Source organism: Pelagicoccus sp. SDUM812002, assembly GCF_031127835.1.
Classification (GTDB): domain Bacteria; phylum Verrucomicrobiota; class Verrucomicrobiia; order Opitutales; family Opitutaceae; genus Pelagicoccus.
This window is the reverse complement of record NZ_JARXHX010000006.1, coordinates 205,172-224,228: the sequence shown is the minus strand read 5'-3', so window position 1 is coordinate 224,228 and position 19,057 is coordinate 205,172. Positions and strand designations below refer to the sequence as shown.

Annotated in this window: 17 protein-coding genes; 12 read left to right on the top strand and 5 right to left on the bottom strand. The window is 53.4% G+C overall.

Translation table 11 applies throughout. The features are described 5' to 3' along the window. Window positions 1-178: 178 nt before the first annotated feature. From fliD to QEH53_RS11310, 8 genes are all read left to right on the top strand, one after another. A complete protein-coding gene (gene fliD, locus QEH53_RS11345; RefSeq protein ID WP_309023308.1) occupies window positions 179-1,885 on the top strand; it encodes a flagellar filament capping protein FliD in 1,707 nt (568 codons plus the stop codon). 52 nt (window positions 1,886-1,937) lie between these two features. Continuing rightward, on the top strand, window positions 1,938-2,624 hold the full coding sequence (locus QEH53_RS11340; protein ID WP_309023307.1) for a hypothetical protein: 687 nt from the start codon (window positions 1,938-1,940) through the stop codon (window positions 2,622-2,624). A 101-nt stretch (window positions 2,625-2,725) separates the two neighbouring features. After that, window positions 2,726-3,016 (top strand): hypothetical protein, encoded by a 291-nt coding sequence (locus QEH53_RS11335; RefSeq protein ID WP_309023306.1) that lies wholly within the window; start codon window positions 2,726-2,728, stop codon window positions 3,014-3,016. A 70-nt stretch (window positions 3,017-3,086) separates the two neighbouring features. Next, entirely contained in the window at window positions 3,087-3,539 is a 453-nt protein-coding gene (gene fliS, locus QEH53_RS11330; RefSeq protein WP_309023305.1) for a flagellar export chaperone FliS, read from the top strand. Between the two features lie 113 nt (window positions 3,540-3,652). Further along, window positions 3,653-4,033, top strand: coding sequence for a hypothetical protein (locus QEH53_RS11325; protein ID WP_309023304.1), 381 nt, complete (start codon window positions 3,653-3,655; stop codon window positions 4,031-4,033). Between the two features lie 24 nt (window positions 4,034-4,057). Next, window positions 4,058-5,197, top strand: a complete 1,140-nt coding sequence (locus tag QEH53_RS11320; RefSeq protein ID WP_309023303.1) for an aminotransferase class I/II-fold pyridoxal phosphate-dependent enzyme — start codon at window positions 4,058-4,060, stop codon at window positions 5,195-5,197. Further along, entirely contained in the window at window positions 5,194-6,183 is a 990-nt protein-coding gene (locus tag QEH53_RS11315; RefSeq protein ID WP_309023302.1) for a hypothetical protein, read from the top strand. Before QEH53_RS11320 ends, QEH53_RS11315 begins: the two co-directional genes overlap by 4 nt. Before the next feature lie 28 nt (window positions 6,184-6,211). Further along, a complete protein-coding gene (locus tag QEH53_RS11310) occupies window positions 6,212-7,204 on the top strand; it encodes a 2-hydroxyacid dehydrogenase (RefSeq protein ID WP_309023301.1) in 993 nt (330 codons plus the stop codon). Here the strand turns inward: QEH53_RS11310 and pseI are convergent. Both pseI and pseB read right to left on the bottom strand, forming a co-directional pair. After that, entirely contained in the window at window positions 7,201-8,244 is a 1,044-nt protein-coding gene (pseI, locus tag QEH53_RS11305) for a pseudaminic acid synthase (RefSeq protein WP_309023300.1), read from the bottom strand. The two genes, QEH53_RS11310 and pseI, sit on opposite strands and share 4 nt — an antisense overlap. Window positions 8,245-8,250: 6 nt before the next feature. Continuing rightward, on the bottom strand, window positions 8,251-9,249 hold the full coding sequence (gene pseB, locus QEH53_RS11300) for a UDP-N-acetylglucosamine 4,6-dehydratase (inverting) (RefSeq protein WP_309023299.1): 999 nt from the start codon (window positions 9,247-9,249) through the stop codon (window positions 8,251-8,253). Between the two features lie 221 nt (window positions 9,250-9,470). Between pseB and QEH53_RS11295 the strand changes: the two genes are divergently transcribed. The 3 genes from QEH53_RS11295 to QEH53_RS11285 all read left to right on the top strand — a co-directional run bounded on the left by QEH53_RS11295 (window position 9,471) and on the right by QEH53_RS11285 (window position 12,976). Beyond that, on the top strand, window positions 9,471-11,054 hold the full coding sequence (locus tag QEH53_RS11295; protein ID WP_309023298.1) for a sigma 54-interacting transcriptional regulator: 1,584 nt from the start codon (window positions 9,471-9,473) through the stop codon (window positions 11,052-11,054). 257 nt (window positions 11,055-11,311) lie between these two features. Then, window positions 11,312-11,845, top strand: a complete 534-nt coding sequence (locus tag QEH53_RS11290) for a chemotaxis protein CheX (protein ID WP_309023297.1) — start codon at window positions 11,312-11,314, stop codon at window positions 11,843-11,845. Window positions 11,846-11,854: 9 nt separating this feature from the next. Further along, on the top strand, window positions 11,855-12,976 hold the full coding sequence (locus QEH53_RS11285; protein WP_309023296.1) for a response regulator: 1,122 nt from the start codon (window positions 11,855-11,857) through the stop codon (window positions 12,974-12,976). Between the two features lie 173 nt (window positions 12,977-13,149). Here the strand turns inward: QEH53_RS11285 and QEH53_RS11280 are convergent, their stop codons facing one another. Next, entirely contained in the window at window positions 13,150-14,817 is a 1,668-nt protein-coding gene (locus tag QEH53_RS11280) for a glutamine--tRNA ligase/YqeY domain fusion protein (protein WP_309023295.1), read from the bottom strand. A gap of 20 nt (window positions 14,818-14,837) precedes the next feature. After that, a complete protein-coding gene (locus tag QEH53_RS11275; RefSeq protein WP_309023294.1) occupies window positions 14,838-16,214 on the bottom strand; it encodes a glutamate--tRNA ligase family protein in 1,377 nt (458 codons plus the stop codon). Window positions 16,215-16,545: 331 nt separating this feature from the next. On the opposite strand from QEH53_RS11275, the gene QEH53_RS11270 reads away from it, so the two are divergent. Beyond that, window positions 16,546-17,901, top strand: a complete 1,356-nt coding sequence (locus QEH53_RS11270) for a tetratricopeptide repeat protein (RefSeq protein WP_309023293.1) — start codon at window positions 16,546-16,548, stop codon at window positions 17,899-17,901. Window positions 17,902-18,020: 119 nt separating this feature from the next. Here the strand turns inward: QEH53_RS11270 and QEH53_RS11265 are convergent, their stop codons facing one another. Continuing rightward, window positions 18,021-18,914, bottom strand: a complete 894-nt coding sequence (locus tag QEH53_RS11265) for a hypothetical protein (protein ID WP_309023292.1) — start codon at window positions 18,912-18,914, stop codon at window positions 18,021-18,023. Window positions 18,915-19,057 lie beyond the last annotated feature (143 nt).

The following is a 19,057-nucleotide window of genomic DNA, read 5'->3' as shown; positions in this document are numbered from 1 at the left end:
AGACATACAAAATCCTGTAAAAAGCAGGCTGTTTTGCCGCCGCAAGTCGTTTTTGGGTAGAGGATTACCGCAAAGTGATGAAGAAAAGCTCCTACGAAACGCTTTTTTTCTAAAGGTATTCCGCATCTGACCGATAAACTAGATTAGGCGCCGTGTAAGCGCCGCACTTGAACCGACAATGGAAAATTTCAATGTAGCAGGCTTGGCCAGTGGCTTCGACTGGAATTCGATGGTAGATCAGCTAATGGCTATCGAGCGAATTCCTCAGCAACGCTTGAATACAGAGAAAGGGGATAACGAAGCAAAGGTTGACGCGCTCAAGGCGCTCAAGACCAAGCTGGACAAGCTGAAGTCGAGCACGACTGACCTGAAAAGCTCGACCTTGTATAATTCCAAGTCCGCAGAATCCTCGGACGAGACCTTGAACATTTCGGCGTCGGCAGGCACCAATGCCTCCAGGGGAAATTTCGAAATCACGGTGAGTCAGCTAGCGACCGCGACGCGTCGAATCGGCACAGCTGATGTTGTGAGCCAGATGGGTGACGAGAATTCCTTGATCTCTGCCCTTCGAGTTTCAACCGAAGTATCGGATGGAACCTTCTCGGTCAACGGACAGGAAGTGACGATCGCAGGGACGGACTCCCTGCAAGATGTTTTCGATGCGATCTCCATTGCGACCGCTGGCGTTGTTACTGGTAGCTACGATAGCGTCACCGATACGATTTCTCTCGAGAGCGCTTCTGGTCAGCTCGAACTTGGAGGAGATGAGGATACCAGTAATTTTCTTACTGCGATGAAGCTTCACCAACTCGAAGTGCAGGACGGTGGCAGCGGAACCGCGGTTGTCTCTAGCCGCAGCGCATTGGGAGTCGTAGACGTTAACGACAATGTTGCTAACAGCGGTATCGGCGGTCCGATAACCGGTTCGGACACTTTCTACATCAATGGTGTAGCGATCAACTTCGATGCGGACTCCGAGAGTATCTCGACTATCCTAGAACGCGTCAACGAATCGGACGCAGGCGTTACGATGTCCTTCGACTCGTCAGCGGATCAGTTTCGGATCATCAATAACGAGACAGGAGCTTACACGATGAACGTCGCCGACAGCGGCAACGGATTTCTCGCGGCCATCGGACTCACCGGATCTGCAGATATCGGAAAGGACCTTCGATTTTCGATGGACGACGGCGCGATTAAGACGAGCCGCAGCAACAATATCACTGCGGAGTCCCACGGACTCACTGGAGTGACGATCAGCGCCTCCGAAACTGGAACGCAGACCATCACGATCGATAGCGACTCAGAAGAGCTCAAAGCAAAGATCAACTCCTTCATCTCCGCCTTCAACGACGTTCAGGATTACATCGGCGAGAAGACCAAGATCGAAGTGGACGGGGACGAAGTGAAGACTTCCGTATTGTCCGGGAATCGTGAATTAAGCTCTCTCGATTCCAAGCTACGTTCCTTCGCATTCGCCCAAGTAGACGAGCTCGCCAGTGGCAAGCTGTTTCGTCTCGAGCACCTAGGCATCGATTTCATCAGCGGCACTTCGAAGCTGGAGATCAAGGATTCCGCCAAGCTGGACGAAGCCCTGGTAGGCAACATCGACAAGCTCGAACAATTCTTTGTTGGGGCAGAAACCAATTTTTCAGGACGTCTCGATTCATTTCTCGAGAATTTCCTAAAGTCGGACGGGGTCATGGATACGATCTCGTCATCTTATTCCGAACGAAACTCCGATATTGACGAACAGATCAAGGATATGGAGCGACGCTTGGAGTTCAAAAGAGCTACTCTTGAGAGTAGTTTCATTGCCATGGAAGAGGCACAGTCTAAAACACAGAACCAAGCGACAGCGCTCGCGGGACTTTCGCTCCCCTAGCCACCGCGTACCGAGGTTCGACGATAGATGATGACTCACTTCTCCCACAGGCATGAACGTTTCGGCTAAAGCATTTACGCAGCTACTTGCAGTTTTTGGCTGCGTCCTCGCGCTTGCATTGAGTGGTTGCAAGACAGCGAACTCGCTCAACAGCAAGTTCGACACGACGATCGGCAAAAAGCATAAGGTCACAAACGTGCACGAGGCCGAAATCTTGCCTGCGCACCTACGCCGCGTCGCCTTGCTGCCCATTCACAAGGGCCGCTACGACCATCTCGACTTGAGCCCGATCGAGCAAAACTTCGTCCAGGAGCTGGGGAAGCTTAACCTTTTCGAGCTGATCGCAGTCGAACCGGATAAGATGGAGGAACTTTTTGGCGTCGAGCGTTACTCCTCGGTCGAAGTGCTTCCGACCAAGCTTCTTTCAAAGTTGCACGAAGTTTACGCGATCGATGGCGTCATGCTAATTGACCTAACATTCTATAACGCTTACCAGCCAGTCGGCATGGGAGTGAGGGCCAAGCTACTCGACGGTCACACTGGCGAACTCATCTGGGCGGCCGACGAGACATTCGATGGAGCCAACCCCGCCGTCTCCAATGCGGCCCGCAAGTATTTCCAAACCCAGTCCACTTCAGCGTACCCATTGCAGAGAACTCAGACCGTGCTCCACAGCACCGCCCGCTTTTCGAAGTATGTAGCGTTCGCTCTATTCGAAACGATCCAAGGAACCCATTAACTTTTCTTTAAATATTTTTTAAAGTTCTTCGGGAGAGAGCCGTTTATTAACTTAACAAAAGATTAACAAACGTCCGAAGACATACCAAACGACTGAATATCATGAACATAAATCCACAAAACAACGCCACCAACATCTATGCTCAGAACCTTGGAAAGGCAGGCCAGAACGTTCCAGCCAAGCCTACAGACGAGTCTGGCAAGGCAGCTTCGGCGGCCCCTGTGGGAGACAAGCTTCAGCTTAGCGCCCTCGATTCTCTCCGTTCCCAGCCTGAGGTCCGCCCAGAAATGGTAGCGAAAGGCAAGGAACTGCTAAACGATCCGAATTTCCCTTCCAAGGAAATGATGCAGGACATTGCTAAACTAATCGTGCCGTTTGCCGATGATGAATAGGTAGCTAACTGGGTGCCACACGTAGGCTGGTTCCCGCATCAAAGTTAATATCCATTCATCGACCGACTAAATGAAACAAAGCGCAGCGTCTTACAAGCGAGCGGCAATTATGTCCGCAAGTCCCGAACGTCTGATCCTAATGCTCTTTGATGGCGCACTCTCAGCCATGAACCGCGCCAAAGATGGGTTCGCATTGGAAAACGTTCGCGACCGCAACGAGACGATCAGCAATAACCTGATCAAGGCGCAGAATATCTTTGCTGAGCTACAACGTTCCCTTCGTATGGACAAGGGAGGCGAGTTTGGCGACCGGATGTTCGAGCTTTACGAGTTCTACAACGTCAAGCTAAACGAGGCCAACTTCAAGAAGGAGCAAGAGCCGATCGATACCGTTATCCGTCTTTTTTCCGAAGTGCGTGACGCTTGGTCGGAAATGCTATCCAAGCAAGCGAGTAAGCACCATACAGCGGCTCCTGCTAACTTGGCCGCCGGAATCGGTGGCGGCCTTTCTCTGCGGGCCTAGTATCCAAAATTTCACATCTATTCGTGTAGCAAGCCCAGCCCTGACGAGCTGGGCTTTTCTTTGCCTCATTTTCGCTTTGCTTGCGAGCAAGAGTGAATACACATTTCTGGAGTATGCCCGAACGACCCTCCCGACGCATGGTACTACTCGCCGCTTACGAGGACTTCACTCGTCGTGAGAGCGTCAGCCTTCGCGACGAGAATTTCGAGCTCCTAAAAAAGCTGCAGGACAAAAAGGCGAAAGTCATCGAGCAAATGGCGCTTCTGCAAGACACCCCGAATAAGTCCGACGCGGAAGACTTCAACCAACGTCTATCCGAATTGCAAAAGCAGGAGGAGGCCAACAGTAGTTTACTTCAGCAGAAGATGCTTTCGAATCGGCAAGAGCTTAAGAAGCTATCGCAAAATACGATATCCGCGAACAAGCTGCGTCGCGCGTACGCGGCTTCTTCGGATCGCCCGTCAGCGTCCGGTACCTTGAAGGGTCGCGCTTAGGATCCGTAATCAACTTTCAAATACGTGGAAATCGATCCGTACCCAAGCGTTATCCCATATGGACGTCAATGGATTGACGAGTCCGATATTGCTGCCGTCGTAGAAACCCTTCGTTCCGACTTCGTGGCCCAAGGCCCCCAGGTCGCAGCCCTTGAGACAGCCTTGTGCGAGCTTACCGGTACACGTTATGCGGTTGCAGTCTCGAGCGGCACCGCAGCATTGCACTTAAGCTGCCTTGGTCTTGGGATCGGGCCAGCGGATCGCGGAATCGTGCCAGCTATCACATTCGCTGCCACGGCCAATTGTCTCAAGTACTCGGGAGCGAATGTTACTTTCTGCGATGTCGATTCAAGTAGCGGTTTGGCGACCTCTGTCCATTTCATGGATGCATTAGAAAAGAACCCAGTTGCGAAAGTCTTACTGCCAGTTTCCTATTCAGGATCGGTTTCTGACCTCTCTGAAATTTCGAATTTAGCGAATGAAGCTGGGGCTTTTGTGATCGAAGACGCGGCTCATAGTATTGGAGCGACCTACGGTAGCGGTAGCCGGAGTGCTTCCTGTGAACACTCTGACGCGGCTATCTTGAGTTTTCACCCAGTCAAACACATCTGCGCAGGCGAAGGAGGTGCGGTGCTCACGAATGACGAAACGCTAGCCCGTCGGTTGCGTACCCTGAGAACTCACGGAATCGAACCACGTGAGCAGTGGCGCTACGACCAAGTCGAGCTAGGATACCACTATCGGATGACCGATTTGCAAGCGTCGCTCGCCCTGAGCCAACTGAAGCGGTTGCCGGATTTCTTGACGCGCCGTCGTGCCTTGGTTTCCAGATACCGAAGAGCTTTTGAGGAAGAACCATTTTGCTCGCGCATCCGAGTAGCAACTACGGATGAGCAATCTGCCCACCATCTATTCGTGGTGCATTTTCGAGATGAAGTTGAACGTGAGGCTGCTTATACCTTTTTTCATCGTCATAACGTGAGAGTGCAGATTCACTACATGCCTGTGTATCGACATTCCTATTACGAAGGTTTCGAATCTCGCCTTTGTAAGGGGGCTGATCGATTTTATGCCACTTGCTTAAGCCTTCCGCTGTACCCGCTTCTCAAAGACGAAGAACAGAATTTCGTCATCAGGTGCTTGCGGGCCTTTCTCGATAGATGAAAGATCGAATCGTCTTCAAGTGTCGGTTTGGAGGAAAGGACGGGTGGGGGCATGTCGTTCGTTGCTCTGCCATCGCGGAAGCGTTTCGGCATAGAGGTTGGGAGACGCTGCTTTGGGGCTCAGGCGAATTCGAATCTCTGCCAGATGATGTGGCGCAGGCGTTCTGCGGAGAGAGCCGAGAAGGGCTCGAGACCTCGTCCATTTTGTTTGTCGATGAAATGTATACGGCTCAATCGGAGCTCGAGACCCTAGCCACTAGTTGGCGTTCGTGCAATCCCACTGGTATCGTTGCTGGGGTAGACGATATGCAGGTCCGCAGCATGGCGGGCTTCGATCTCGTTCTGAATGCTGAAATCGGATTGGAGAAGTCCGAATATGAAGCCGATCTCGTTTTACTGGGAGAGCGTTACGCCATGCTGAGGGATGGGTTCGGCGAACGAAAGAGGGAACTCGACATTCCGGCTTTTGGAGACTCGGTGCCAGTTTTAGTTATGCTAGGTGGGACAGATGCGTTTGGGTACTTGCCGAAAGCTTTGGATGCCCTGGCTTTAGTCGATGGTCCTTCGGTCGTCCCCATCGTGGTCGCGGGCAATCCGCGAGGTCTAGGAGACTCACTCGGGCATTTCGCAAGGAGTTACGTTTTGGGGCGAGTAGGGGCAGCGGAACTCGCTGATTGGATGGAGGTTTGTCGCGCAGCGGTGATTGCTTGTGGATCTAGCGTATACGAGGCCGCTGCTCTCGCTTTGCCTTTCGTCGGCTTGAGCATTGTCGATAACCAGACCGCGAGCGCTCGCAAAGTAGAAGTGAACTGGGGTATGCCAATTTGCTATTGCGAGGATGGGACCTTCGTCGGTTCAGAATTTCAAGAGAAGTTCACCAGGGTTTTGGAGAAACCTAAAGAATCGTATTCGAAAGTGGATACGCTTGGTGCGGAACGCGTTGTGGAGGCTTTGATTTCAAAGCTGTTGTCCCGTAACTCTTGCTAGGAAGGCGTGCCTTTGTTTGTGTCTGACTATGAAAATAGCGTTCTTCAGTACGAAGCCCTACGATATCGAATTTTTCCGAGCGTCGAGCTCGGCTTTTAGGCACACCATTGAGTTCCACGACTTTCGGCTGCACGCCGGAGCGGCTCGGCTCGCCGAGGGGTGCGAAGCCGTTTGCGTGTTCGTGAATGACATCGTGGACCGAGCTACCTTGAAGGGCCTGGTAAGTGGTGGCACGCGTGTGGTCGCATTGCGTTGCGCTGGTTTTAACAACGTGGACTTGGCAGCTGCCAAGGAGTTGGGAATCGCTGTGGTGCGCGTGCCAGCTTATTCGCCTTATGCGGTGGCGGAGCACACGCTTGGGCTCTTGCTTGCTTTGAACCGCCGTCTCTATCGGTCCTACAATCGAGTTCGTGAAGGGAATTTTTCTTTGGTAGGTCTTGTTGGCTTTGACGTGCACGGGCTAACGGTTGGCATTGTCGGCACGGGTACGATAGGTGAAAAAGTGGCCAAGCTGTTTAATGGCTTTGGCTGTCGCTTATTATGCTACGATGTGCGCGTGAATTCGGAAGTGGAGGCATTGGGCGCAGAGTACGTGGAGTTTGACCAGTTATTGGCCGATTCGGATATCATTACCCTACACTGTCCCTTGATGAAGGCGACTTATCACCTCATCGACGAGTCGGCTATCGCTAAGATGAAGCAAGGGGTGACCCTACTAAACACGAGTCGTGGTGGATTAGTGGATACGATGGCTGTAGTAAATGCACTAAAGTCGGGTAAAATCGGTAACTTGGGTATAGACGTCTACGAAGAGGAGGATAGACTCTTCTTCGAAGATCAGTCAGCTCGAGTGATGACCGACGACGTATTTGCGCGGCTGCTTACCTTTCCAAACGTGTTGATTACGGGACACCAAGCGTTTTTCACCAAGGATGCGCTGTTGCAGATTGCGGAGACGACGTTGCGAAACCTGAGCGAATTTGAAGCGAGTGGTTCCTGCTCCAATGCCGTAGAAGCTTAGTGTGGGAGGTCTTCCTCGGATAGAGGGGTCCCAGTAGGGATGTCACGGGTGGCGGAAGCTCCAAGAATGTCTTCCCAATGTTTGGGAGGAAGGCCTAAGGACGGCCTCACGATGCGAAGGTTTTTCTTTGTGAAAACGTCGCCCGTTGCAATGTTCTGACACGCATAGATAGAGCGCCGGAAGTGGGTCTGCTTTTGGTCTTGCTCGCTCGAGCCAATGGACGGAGACCCTAGGGCTGCGTGGGCTCGTCGGGTCTGGATTACGAGGTTTTCCAGCTCGTGGGGTTCTAGCGAAAAGCCTGCATCGATGCCTCCGGCTGCTCGAGAGTCGGTCACGTGTTTTTCGATGAGTCGTGCTCCAAGAGCTACTGAGGCCACTGCGATTTCATTTGTCAGGGTATGGTCGGAGAGGCCTGTCAAGCAGTTGAAGCGCTGTCCAATGCTTTTCATAGATCGCAAGTTAAAGCCTTTAGGTTCACTTGGGTAGGCAGACACGCATTTGAGGAGGACAGTCTCGGGGCATCCATTGTCTCGTAGCGTGGATACAGCTTCTTCGATCTCCGCTTCGGTCGCCATCCCGGAGCTGAGGACCACCGGTTTTCCCGTTTCGGCTACTCGCTTCAAGAGGGGGATATGCGTAAGTTCGAAGGAGGATATCTTGTAAAGTTCGGGATGAATTGCGTCTTCTAGAAAATCGACCGCAGATTCGTCGAAAGGAGTACTGAAAATCTCGATACCAAGGCTTCTAGCGTATTCCGCAAGTGGTGTGTGCCAGTGGTATGGAGTGCAGGCTTCTCCATAGAGTTCGTAAAGTCGGCGGCCATGCCAGAGTCCACCTTGAACGACGAATTCCTCCCTGTCGCTATCGAGGGTTATGCTGTCTGGGGTGTACGTCTGGAGTTTGATTGCGTCAGCTCCTGCTTCCGCGGCTGCAGCAATGATCTGTTTCGCCGTTTCGATATTTTGCCCGTGGTTGCCGGATAGTTCGGCTACGATTAGGGGCGGAGTATCTAAATCGAGGATACGATTTATTAGTGGCATGCTCGCCTAGTCTAGGGTTTGCTCTTGGTAGCGAGTGATGAGGTCCTTGATTTGCTCGATACTCAGCTGGTTGGGATTGGTTTCGCTGGAGTAGCTGAAGCCCGGCGGGCATTGCTTTCCTCGGTGAGCGGACTCTCCGGCGTAGGACCAGTAGGGCTGGGAGGGGTGGATGATGAAGCGATCCTCTTGTTCGGTCGTTTGGCTCGCCTCGTCTTCAGGCACCATAGCTTCGTGCAGCTTCTCGCCAGGGCGGAGTCCAATGACATTGATTTTAGCCTCGGGAGCGACGGCTTGAGCTAGGTCTCCCAGAGAGCAGCTCGGGATCTTAGGGATGAAGATTTCGCCGCCAGTCATGTCCTCTAGGGATCGCAGGGCAAAGTGGACGCCGGCTCCGACTGTGATGACGAAGCGAGTCATCTCGGGCTTGGTAACGTTAAGGGTCCCCGTTTCTCTTTGTTTCAGGAAGAGCGGAATCACCGATCCGCGGCTGCCGATTACGTTTCCATAACGGACCACTGAAAATCGAGTGCCTTTCTTGCCCGAATAATTGTTGGCGGAAATGAAGACCTTATCCGAGCAAAGCTTGGTGGCCCCATAGAGATTGATGGGGTTGACTGCTTTATCGGTCGAAAGGGCGATCACTTTTTTGACGCCGGTTGCGATGGCGGCGTCGACCACGTTCATAGCACCGTTGATGTTAGTCTTGATGAACTCATGCGGGTTGTACTCGGCAGCGGGGACTTGTTTGAGTGCTGCGGCGTGGATGACATAGTCGACGTCGGTCATCGCTCTTATCAGTCGATCCTTGTCACGAACGTCTCCGATGAAGTAGCGAATATTTTTCCCCGAAAAAGCCGGGTTGGTTGCCATGTCGTATTGCTTCAGCTCGTCTCGCGACAAGATGATGATTTTCGCTGGCGTGCCGGACTTTAGGAGTTCGTGACAGCAACGTCTCCCGAAGGAACCGGTGCCGCCCGTAATGAGGATTGTTTTGCCTTCAAGCATGTTATGCAGGTGGGAATCAGGGGAGGGAAAGTATCGACAGAATGTCGGGCTTTTCCCTTAAAAGGGCCAGAAGAGGAGTGGCACTTTGAATTTCGTTTTACAATTTATGCTTTCGTATTTGTTTCAATCCTCTTCTAAATGGTTACCTTAATAAAGTCATCAGGGCTCTGAGACTTTTGAGTCGCCCCAGTAATCTCAACCAACTTCCCTCGCAACACCATATGTCTTTGGAAAGAATTCTCATCCTCGATGATGAGCTCGTGATTCGCAAAGCCTTAGAAGAGCAGCTCCGTCGCAAGCGGTTTTCTGTTTGTAGTGTTGGGACCTTGGGAGAAGCGGACGAACATTTGTCCAAAGACGAATACGATTTGCTTTTCGTGGACGTGCACCTGCCAGATGGGAATGGCACGGAGTTGCTGGAGCGCGTTTCAAGCATGACGAATCCGCCGCTGGTGGTGATTATAACCGGCTACGGCACCGTAGAGTCCGCGGTCAAGTGCATGCAGTCGGGGGCTTTCGATTACATCATAAAGCCTTTCTCTTCTTCTCAAATCGATGTTCTGATCAAAAAGGCTCGCGACTATCGCCAACTGGTAAAGGTGAACCAGTTCCTCGCCAGCGAATCCACGGTCAGCGGAGAGCTGATTGGCAAGAGCGGCTTCATCAACCAACTCAAGGACGTTATCCGAAAAGTAGCCCCCACCGAGGCGACTGTGTTGATTTGCGGCGAAAACGGTACCGGCAAGGAGCTTGTGGCGAATGAGCTGTATCGTTGCAGCGCCCGCAAGAGCGCCCCGTTTATCCGCGTAAATTGTGCCGCGATTTCGGAGTCCCTGATCGAGAGCGAGTTCTTTGGCCACGAAAAGGGAGCTTACACGGGAGCTACGCAGCGCCGCGAAGGGCGATTCGAGCTAGCGGATGGCGGAACGATTCTCCTCGATGAAATTAGCGAAATCTCTCCCAAGGTCCAAGCCAAGTTGCTCCGTGTGTTGCAGGAGCGCGAATTCGAGCGGGTGGGCGGCAACAAGACCATTAAGGTCGATGTGCGGGTGATCGCCACTACCAACCGTAATCTGGCCCAGAGTGTTGAGCTCGGTCTCTTTCGGCAGGACCTCTACTACAGGCTCAATGTTTTTCCGATTCAGGTGCCGCCGTTGCGTGACCGCGACGGAGATGTCATTCTCCTTGCGAAGAATTTCGCCCAGAGCTTCGGGCGAAAGCACGGCAAACAGATAAAGGGGTTTTCAGAGGACGCCATTGTCGCCCTCGAACGGCATTCATGGCCGGGTAACGTGCGCGAGCTGCAGAACACGATCGAGCGTGCCGTCATCCTTGCGGAATCGGGTCATCCGATCGCCCAGGCGCACCTCGGTCTCTTTGCGATGCCTACCAACGTTTCAGCCCCGGCTGTCGCTCATGCTCATGCCTACGGGCATGCCGAAGTAGGGGCTCCCGCGTACGGCAGTGGCTATCATGTTCCTCCGCCTCAGCCGCAGGGCAACGGAGGCTACTACGATTCGCCTCCTCCTGCGTATCCCCGTCAGCGTCCTCCTAGCCGGACCGAGGCAGCGCCGGTTCCTCCGATCTCAGCGGCCGTACCATCGGAGCCGTTGGCGGAGAGTCCAGCGGAGCCAACTACACCGCTCCCCTTAGAGGAGATCGAGAAAAAGCATATTTTGTCCACCTTGGAAGGCACGGAAGGGAACCGGACTCAAGCGGCCAAGCTACTTGGGATCAGCATCCGAACCTTGAGAAACAAGATCTCGGCTTACCGCGAAGACGGCGAGTTCATTCCCGGCGAATAACTGCAGGTACCTCCAAGGTCGTCTTTTGGATAGGTGTTTGGACCGCTCCCTTCGATCCATCGCTCTTCATCGATCCGCTGACTGCTTGAACGCTATTCCAACAGGTGTTGCTTTGGAGGCTGCCTGGTCGACTAGCGTCCGTCCGAGTTCCGCATGAGGTCCATTACTGTATTTTGACGAAATGGGGCTCAAATTGTTTCTAAACCTTTTGGGGCCGAGAACGATATATAAGTCAGGACCAATTACACCCATTTCTCATGCAACAGACATTCCCCATCTCAGACGAGGAGCTAGAGGCTTTAGCTACAAACTCGATCGACAGCGTTTTCAGCACGATGCTTGAACGCTCCGCAATCTTAAAACAGGTCATCAAGATCGACGAGGCTAACCACCGAGAGGGGATTCGGCTCCCGATCGACGCCAACACTCCGATGATTGCTGGAACAGTCGGCTTCTTGGGTAACCTCACTGGCATCATCTATATTTTTATGGAGCTTCCGCTTGCTATGGAAGCGACTTGCAAACTCCTCGACATGGAGGAGAGCGATATCGGCGTCGAAGACCACGAGTTGGTGAACGACGCGATCGGCGAGTTAACCAACATGATCGTTGGCACATTCAAAAACGACCTCAGCAACAAGGGGTACGAATGCCGCATGACGATTCCATCGATTCTACGAGGTTCGAACTTTTCGATCGAGCCCGCGGAAGTTGCCCTAAGGCGCATCTTTAAGTTCGATTGCGAAGGCCGCTCCTTCGTCATCGATGTCCTTATGAAAGAAGAAAACTGATCTCCCACAATGCGACTAAAAGTTCTAACAGTAGACGACTCTAAGACAGTCCGAATCATCGTCAAAAAGTCCTTCAAGGGCTTCGACTGTGAAATCACAGAAGCACAGAATGGTGTCGAAGGCCTCGCTATGGCAGCGAAGGTTAACCCCGACATCATCCTCCTAGACATCACCATGCCCGTCATGGATGGCGTAGAAATGCTCACAAAGCTAAAATCTGACCCAGCCCTCAAGGCGATCCCGGTTATCATGCTTACCGCGGAAGCGGGACGTGAAAACGTGATGAAGATCGCGAAGATCGGGGTTCGCGACTACATCGTAAAGCCGTTCAAGGAAGACGTGCTCGTCGACAAGGTCAGCCGTGTCGTCGACCTGCGTCCGGCCGGCGAAGCTGCTCCGATCCAAAAGAAGATAGACGACCCTATCGACATCCTCGTGGTGGACGATAAGCCGGCGATCATCAGCCAGATAACGGAAGGCTTCGGCCACACTCCTTGGAACGTCAAGGGTGTCTCTTCGACTGGCGAAGCGATTGACTACTGCCAGAAGAAACTTCCGGATTGTATCATCATCAGCCTTTCCTTGCCAGAGGACGCGGCGATCACGCTATTCCGTATCATCCGCTCCAATGCTAAGACCAAGTACGTTCCGCTCTTTGGCCTCTCGGTCAAAACTGCTGTGGAAGAACAAGCTCGAGCTCAGCAAGCTGGATTCAGCACCATCATCCACAAGCCAATCGACTTTGAAGAACTCGAGTCGAAGATCGGCAAGGCGGTCAACCTAGACGCATCCGGAAAGTATTTCGACATGGGCGAAGGGTTCATGACGGTGAAGCTTCCCAAGAGCTGTAACGCCGCGGTGGTCAACGAAGTCAGCACTTACCTCAAGGCCAAGACCAGCGAGGCGGTTAATGCGGGCATTTCTCGGATCATCTTCGATGCCCAGAACGTAGCTTCCTTGAACATGGACGTGATCAAGCTCCTTCTCCACTCGATGAAGACTTGCCGCGATCTCAGCCTCAAGTACGCGCTCACCGGCAACGACGTGGTGGTCGAGGAGAGCAAGAAGTTTGAAGAGTCCAAGGACTGGAAGTTCTGCGACTCTCTCGAGACTGCGAAAGCGTCCATCTAAGAGTCCTATCAGTTTTCAAAACTAGGAGACTAGTTTTCTTTCACTCGAAACCCGCGATCTTTCGATCGCGGGTTTCTTGTATCCAAAAATCGGGTTGCACTGAGCATTAGCCAACGTCCGCAGCACAGGATCAATTCGCCAAGCTTGCTGGCGGAAGTTCCGAGCTAATTGACTTATTTGCCTTGCTTTTTGCCCCAGCTGTCGCGCAGGCCGACGGATTGGTTGAATATGAGAATACCTTCGCTGCTATCCGTATCCAAGACGTAGTAGCCTTTACGTTCGAACTGGATTGGCTCGCCGAGTCCGGCCTTCGCGAGCTCGGGTTCGCCGTAGCAAGCGAGGGTGCTTTCCGAATCCGGATTGAGATTGTCGAGGAAGGTTTGACCTTCTTCGACTTCGTCGGGATTTGGCTTGGTAAAGAGCTGCTCGTAGTGGCGAGCTTCGATTTTCACGCCTTCTGTAGCGCTTACCCAGTGGATCGTCCCTTTGACCTTACGGCCGTCTGGAGTGGAGCCGCCTCGCGATTCGGGATCAAAAGTTGCTCGGAGTTCCGTGATGTTGCCGTCCGCGTCTTTGATCACGTCGGTACAAGTAATGTAGCAAGCGTAGCGGAGTCGTACTTCGCGCCCTGGCCCGAGGCGGAAAAACTTGCGCGGGGGATCTTCCATGAAGTCGTCGCGTTCGATGTAGATTTCCTTGGTAAGCGGGACTTTGCGGGTGCCGCGCGTATCGTCTGCTGGATGGTTTGGGCCTTCGTAGAATTCGGTTTCCTCGGGGAAATTTTCGATGACTACCTTGATCGGATCCAGCACGGCCATGCGGCGGATCGCTTTGTCCTCGAGGTCTTGGCGGAGGCAGTATTCAAGCAGCGCATACTCGTTGACGCGTTCGCGTTTCGCGACGCCCGCTCGAGTACAGAATTCCTTGATCGCTTCAGGTGTATATCCCCTGCGGCGTAGACCAGCGACGGTAGGCATGCGTGGGTCGTCCCAACCGCGCACGTGATTTTCGTTTACCAGTTGGAGGAGCTTTCTCTTACTGGTCACGATGTATTCAACGTTCAAGCGCGCGAACTCGATTTGACGAGGCGTGTGCGGAACGGGAAGGTTTTCGATAAACCAATTATACAGAGGGCGGTGGTATTCGAACTCCAGCGAGCAAAGCGAATGGGTGATTCCCTCAATCGCGTCGCCTTGACCGTGGGCAAAGTCGTAGGAGGGGTAGATCTTCCAAGTGTCGCCGGTGCGATGATGATGAGCCTTTAGGATGCGATAGAGAACCGGATCGCGCATGTTCATGTTAGGATGAGCCATGTCGATCTTGGCGCGGAGCACCTTCTTGCCCTCGTCGAAATCGCCCGCAGCCATTTGCTGAAAGAGCTCGAGGTTTTCCTCGGGCGTACGGTAGCGAAACGGGGAGTTCCTGCCGGGCTCGGTGAGGGAGCCGCGGTATTCGCGCATCTCTTCTGGTGTAAGGTCGTCTACGTAAGCTTTGCCATCCTTGATCAGCACGCAGGCCCAGTCGAAAAGCTGCGGAAAGTAGTCGGAAGTAAAGAAGAGGTTTTCTCCCCAGTCCGCTCCGAGCCACTTGAGGTCTTCCTTGATGGCTTCGACGTACTTGGTTTCTTCTTTTGCCGGATTCGTGTCGTCGAATCGCAGATGGAAGCGACCTTTGTAGTCTTGGGCGATGCCATGGGAAACTCCGATCGCGAAAGCGTGACCGATGTGCAGAAAACCGTTTGGCTCGGGAGGGAAGCGGGTCACTATTTGGCTGTGCTTACCAGCGGCAAGTTCCTCGTCGATGAAATCGCGGATGAAGTTCGATGGCTTTTCGTCTGTCATTGGGAAATGGGTACGTTGTTTTAGAGGCTCCCTGAGAGCTTTTTGAGTCGGCTGACAACCTTTTCACGGCCGAGCGTTTCGAGCATGGGAAGAAGGTCAGGACCTCCGCCGACGCCGCTGACTGCGAAGCGGAGGAGGGGGAAGTAGGCGAAGATTTTGAGATCCTTGGACTCAGCCAGGGCTTGGATACCGCGCTCTACGGTGATAGCGTCGAATGAATCGAGCCCTTCGAGCACAGGTATGACTTCGTGGATACGCTCCGCTGCATCAGCCTTTTTAAGCAGCTTCGCCTCCACCCTTTCGTCGATGATGTAGTCTTCTGTAAAGAAGTAGGCGGAAAAGGCCGGCAGGTCCTCGAAGCTATTGATCTTTTGCTGGCAGAGTTCGAGGACGCTCTTCAGGTAGTCAGCGTTGGTATCGGCATCGACGAGTCCGGCCTTGCCGAGGGCGCTAACGGCGGGAGGCAGGTAGCGTTCGATGGGCAAGCGCTTCATGTGCTCGAAGTTGATGTGCGACATTTTCTTCTCGTCGAAACGGGCACCGGCTTTTTGCAGGTCCTCGATGTCGAAACGTTCGATCAGTTCGTCGATGGATAGCACTTCCTGGTCGTCCTTGGGAGACCAGCCGAGCAGGGCGATGAAATTGACGACGGCTTCGGGGAGGAAGTCGCGTTGTTGGTACTCTTCTATAAGGGCGCCTTTGTCGCGCTTGGACATCTTGCCTTTGCCTTGGGAAGGATCCTTCAAGATCATAGGCATGTGAGCGTAGACCGGAGGCTTCACGCCAAACGCGTTGAAGAGCTCCACGTGCTTGGATGTGTTGGGCAGGTGGTCCTCGCCGCGGAGCACGTGAGTGATGCCCATGGCGATATCGTCCACGACGTTGACGAAGTGGAAGGAGGGATCGCCGTTGGAGCGAACGATCACGAAGTCGCGTTCCTCGCGTCGGGTAACGTTTCCGCGAATGACGTCTTCGATGACAACGGGCTCGGTGCGGACCTTTTCCACCTCGGCCTTATGGTAGTCGTCGTACTCGGTATAGCGTTCGCCTTCTAGCTTAAAGAAGGTGGCTCCGTCCTTCTCGTAGGCGCGGCCGGCGTCGAGGAGTTTTTGTAGGTATTCTTTATAGACGTTCCCGCGTTGGCTCTGAAAGTAGGGCCCGACTTCGCCGCCGACTTCTGGACCTTCGTCCCAGTTGATACCCAGCCACTTCAGGCCGTTGAGCAGTTCCTCGAGAGCGGCATCGGTGTTGCGTTCTTTGTCGGTGTCCTCGATGCGTAGCACCAGCGTGCCGCCGGTCTTGCGGGCGTACAACCAGTTGAAGAGGGCAGTGCGAGCGGTGCCGATGTGAGTGGATCCAGTCGGGCTGGGAGCGAATCTTACGCGTACCTGTGACATAAAGCGCGGTACAGTTATCTGAAAGGTCACTCGAATCAAGCTCGCGCTTGTGTGGATGCACCAAGGGACTTTTGGAATCGAACCCAACCTTAGGAAAAGCCTAGCGACTCCTGCTACCTCGATGGCCTAGCGGTTCCGCTTCAGCGCTCAAGCAGAAGGTAGCATTACTCATCGCCCCCTGAAGAGGAAGCTCTGATTACCTTAGAAATTCGGACTTTTCGCTCAATAGGTCGAAATGGGGGAGGCTCGGATGTCGATAGAAAGGGCATACCTTATTCCTACGTTCGCCGCCCTAGCGGTTGATGCGAACGACATACCATTCCTTATCAATATGAAAAACGTCGTAAGCAAAGTAAGCTCCTTTCTCGCAGTCATGTCGATTGCGTCTCTGCAATCCTCATTCGCTGACGTGGATGGAGAAATCACAGAAACGAATCTCGAAACCGGAACCTTTACTATTGCGGTCGATGCAGAAGCGAAGGTCGAAGTGGGTGAGCTCATCGTTGCTCTCAACGAAGTTGACGGCAAGCAGGTAGAAATTGGATCGGGCGAGGTGACTTCAGTCGCTGGTGGCTTGGTTACCGCCATTTTCGATTCAGAGGACGTGACAGTCGGTATGGCTGCACTCGTCAAGCAGTTCGCTCCCGAGCACGAAGCCGATCACCTTTCAGCTATCCCTGACGACGCCTTTGCGGTGGTAGACTCAGTTGTCGATGAAGAGCTCGATGCTCCAGCTGCTGCTAAGGCCTGCCGTGACGCTATTGCGGAATATCCCGAGGAATCGCGTTTTTACGCTCAGCTCGGCCGAGCTCTTGAAGTCGATGGCAAGCCTGCCAGTGCGATACTTCAGTACGAAAAGGCGATCTCGCTTCGCCCTGACTATCCGGTAGCACTCCACAATCTTGCGAAGCTCCGCTTCTACGGCCCGGAAGAACTCCGCGATTTCGAGGTCGCTCGTAAGCACTTCAACAAAGCCGCGGAGCTCGGATTCGCCGCATCTCTACCAGTTATCGGAACTATGGTGCGCGACGCAATGGGTGGCGATCGCGATTTCGCAGCGGCAGCCAGATGGTTCGGCATCGCTGCTGAGCAGAGCAATCCTTTCTCTCAGAACGCACTCGCCGAGTGTTATGAAAACGGCTGGGGCATCGACCAAGACATCAGCAAGGCCCTCCTCTGGTACCGTAGTTCAGCTGAGCTCGGTTATGTGCCTGCTTATCGCAATCTAGGACGCGTTTTCCAAAAGGGAATTGGCGTCACTGCAAACGACCGCAAAGCTTTCGATTGGTATTCTCGTGCCGCTGAAAAGGATGACACCGAGTCTCAGTACCGCGTTGGCCAAGCCTTCCTCTCAGGCAAGGGCGTTGTGAATAGCGAAGAGTATGGCATCGAGTGGCTCACTAAGGCAGCTGATTCTGGACATGCTCAGGCGATGCGCGCCATTGCTTCTCACTACTACGCTCGCGGCGACTCCAAGAATGGAGAGCTCGATCTAGCCGCTGCTTGGTACAAAAAGGCCGCTTCCAAGGGCGACGCCGTCGCTCAGTTCAATCTCGGCTCGATGTTCGAGAAGGGTGAGGGTATCAGCCGCGACAAAAGCTCGGCCATCACCTGGTATCGTCAAGCTGCTCGTCAAGGCCACAGCGAATCACAAAAGCGCCTGGTCAAGCTTAAGGCTGACTGGTAAGCGAGTCACACTTTTGGCGAGCTGGTACCTCGCCGCTTAGAGATACAGGATCTCTATCAAATAATAGGGGAGTCGGTTTGTGGGAACCGGCTCCCTTTTTTGCGTGAATAGGGCTTCCTCTAAAGCACACTCTCTTCGGGCTGGGGCCTGGATTTGTAAAACCGCCATCTTACGCTTAAGCCGACCCCGATATCGCTGCCCTCCTCCTCTTCTTTGATCTCGGACAAGGCATACTCTAGGTCGAGTGACAATTCGAAGTGTCCCGCCAGTCTGCGGAAATAAGGAGTACCTTCGGGAGGAAACCAGGTGATGTTAGGGATGATCTTTACCCCGTCGTCCCTACCCCCATCGAACCGGTCTGTCTTATACTCCACGCTCAAGCCGTAGCGAAACTCGCCATGGGGCTGGTAAATGATACCCGGCTGGAACATCACCAGAGAATTCGGGGCGTCCACCGGCGTTTTGTTGTCGCGACGGTCTTTGCCGACCCATTGGTATTGGACGGTTGAATACGCAAGCCAACGGGCGTCTTCGTCCAACCGATAGGCGGCTGTGATGTAGGGCATATACTGGTCGTAGCTACTTCTGAGCACGGGAGAAGGGATCTCCTCGAGCGGAATTTGCGCGCTGAAACCTGCCGCGAGAGAGAACCGCCCGTCCATCATGTCGTCTAACCTCTGTTTGAGTCCGAATGTCAGGTAGCCGTCGCTACTCACTGGTTCGCTGTCAAACGGATTCAAGAAGTAGGGAATGATTCCGATCATCCCTTCACGCTTATCGGTGAAGCCATACTCAAGCTCCATCGGCAAACGTATGTAGCTCTCGTGAATGATGTCCCCCAGCTTCGGGTTGATGTCGATACTGAAGTCGGAGTCTTTCCCGGTGAAAGGCAGAGGCGTTTTCGAAATGGAGTCGACGAACTGATATCCGATCTTTTTTTCCTCGGGCCAATCTTCGGCCAAGGCATGAGAGGACAGGTAAACAGCCGCCCCGAAGGTAATCGCTGCGAGCAAGGGAAGCCTCGCGTTTGACCTCGAAGCAAGGGGTAGAGAAGGATTAGCCATACGCATACTACGCACTTAGAGCGCCAAGCGTTAGCGAAGTTCCTTGAACCACTTACGCAGAGGTGAGCGGCTCCCGTGTCCATGCTTCCCCT

What these genes read in the sequence shown, in the direction of transcription:
- QEH53_RS11280 (WP_309023295.1), bottom strand. Translation starts at nt 14,817, where the DNA reads ATGACAGACGAAAAGCCATCGAACTTCATCCGCGATTTCATCGACGAG.
- fliS (WP_309023305.1), top strand. Translation starts at nt 3,087, where the DNA reads ATGAAACAAAGCGCAGCGTCTTACAAGCGAGCGGCAATTATGTCCGCA.
- QEH53_RS11295 (WP_309023298.1), top strand. Translation starts at nt 9,471, where the DNA reads ATGTCTTTGGAAAGAATTCTCATCCTCGATGATGAGCTCGTGATTCGC.
- pseI (WP_309023300.1), bottom strand. Translation starts at nt 8,244, where the DNA reads ATGCCACTAATAAATCGTATCCTCGATTTAGATACTCCGCCCCTAATC.
- QEH53_RS11335 (WP_309023306.1), top strand. Translation starts at nt 2,726, where the DNA reads ATGAACATAAATCCACAAAACAACGCCACCAACATCTATGCTCAGAAC.
- pseB (WP_309023299.1), bottom strand. Translation starts at nt 9,249, where the DNA reads ATGCTTGAAGGCAAAACAATCCTCATTACGGGCGGCACCGGTTCCTTC.
- QEH53_RS11340 (WP_309023307.1), top strand. Translation starts at nt 1,938, where the DNA reads ATGAACGTTTCGGCTAAAGCATTTACGCAGCTACTTGCAGTTTTTGGC.
- fliD (WP_309023308.1), top strand. Translation starts at nt 179, where the DNA reads ATGGAAAATTTCAATGTAGCAGGCTTGGCCAGTGGCTTCGACTGGAAT.
- QEH53_RS11310 (WP_309023301.1), top strand. Translation starts at nt 6,212, where the DNA reads ATGAAAATAGCGTTCTTCAGTACGAAGCCCTACGATATCGAATTTTTC.
- QEH53_RS11290 (WP_309023297.1), top strand. Translation starts at nt 11,312, where the DNA reads ATGCAACAGACATTCCCCATCTCAGACGAGGAGCTAGAGGCTTTAGCT.
- QEH53_RS11315 (WP_309023302.1), top strand. Translation starts at nt 5,194, where the DNA reads ATGAAAGATCGAATCGTCTTCAAGTGTCGGTTTGGAGGAAAGGACGGG.
- QEH53_RS11285 (WP_309023296.1), top strand. Translation starts at nt 11,855, where the DNA reads ATGCGACTAAAAGTTCTAACAGTAGACGACTCTAAGACAGTCCGAATC.
- QEH53_RS11275 (WP_309023294.1), bottom strand. Translation starts at nt 16,214, where the DNA reads ATGTCACAGGTACGCGTAAGATTCGCTCCCAGCCCGACTGGATCCACT.
- QEH53_RS11270 (WP_309023293.1), top strand. Translation starts at nt 16,546, where the DNA reads ATGAAAAACGTCGTAAGCAAAGTAAGCTCCTTTCTCGCAGTCATGTCG.
- QEH53_RS11325 (WP_309023304.1), top strand. Translation starts at nt 3,653, where the DNA reads ATGCCCGAACGACCCTCCCGACGCATGGTACTACTCGCCGCTTACGAG.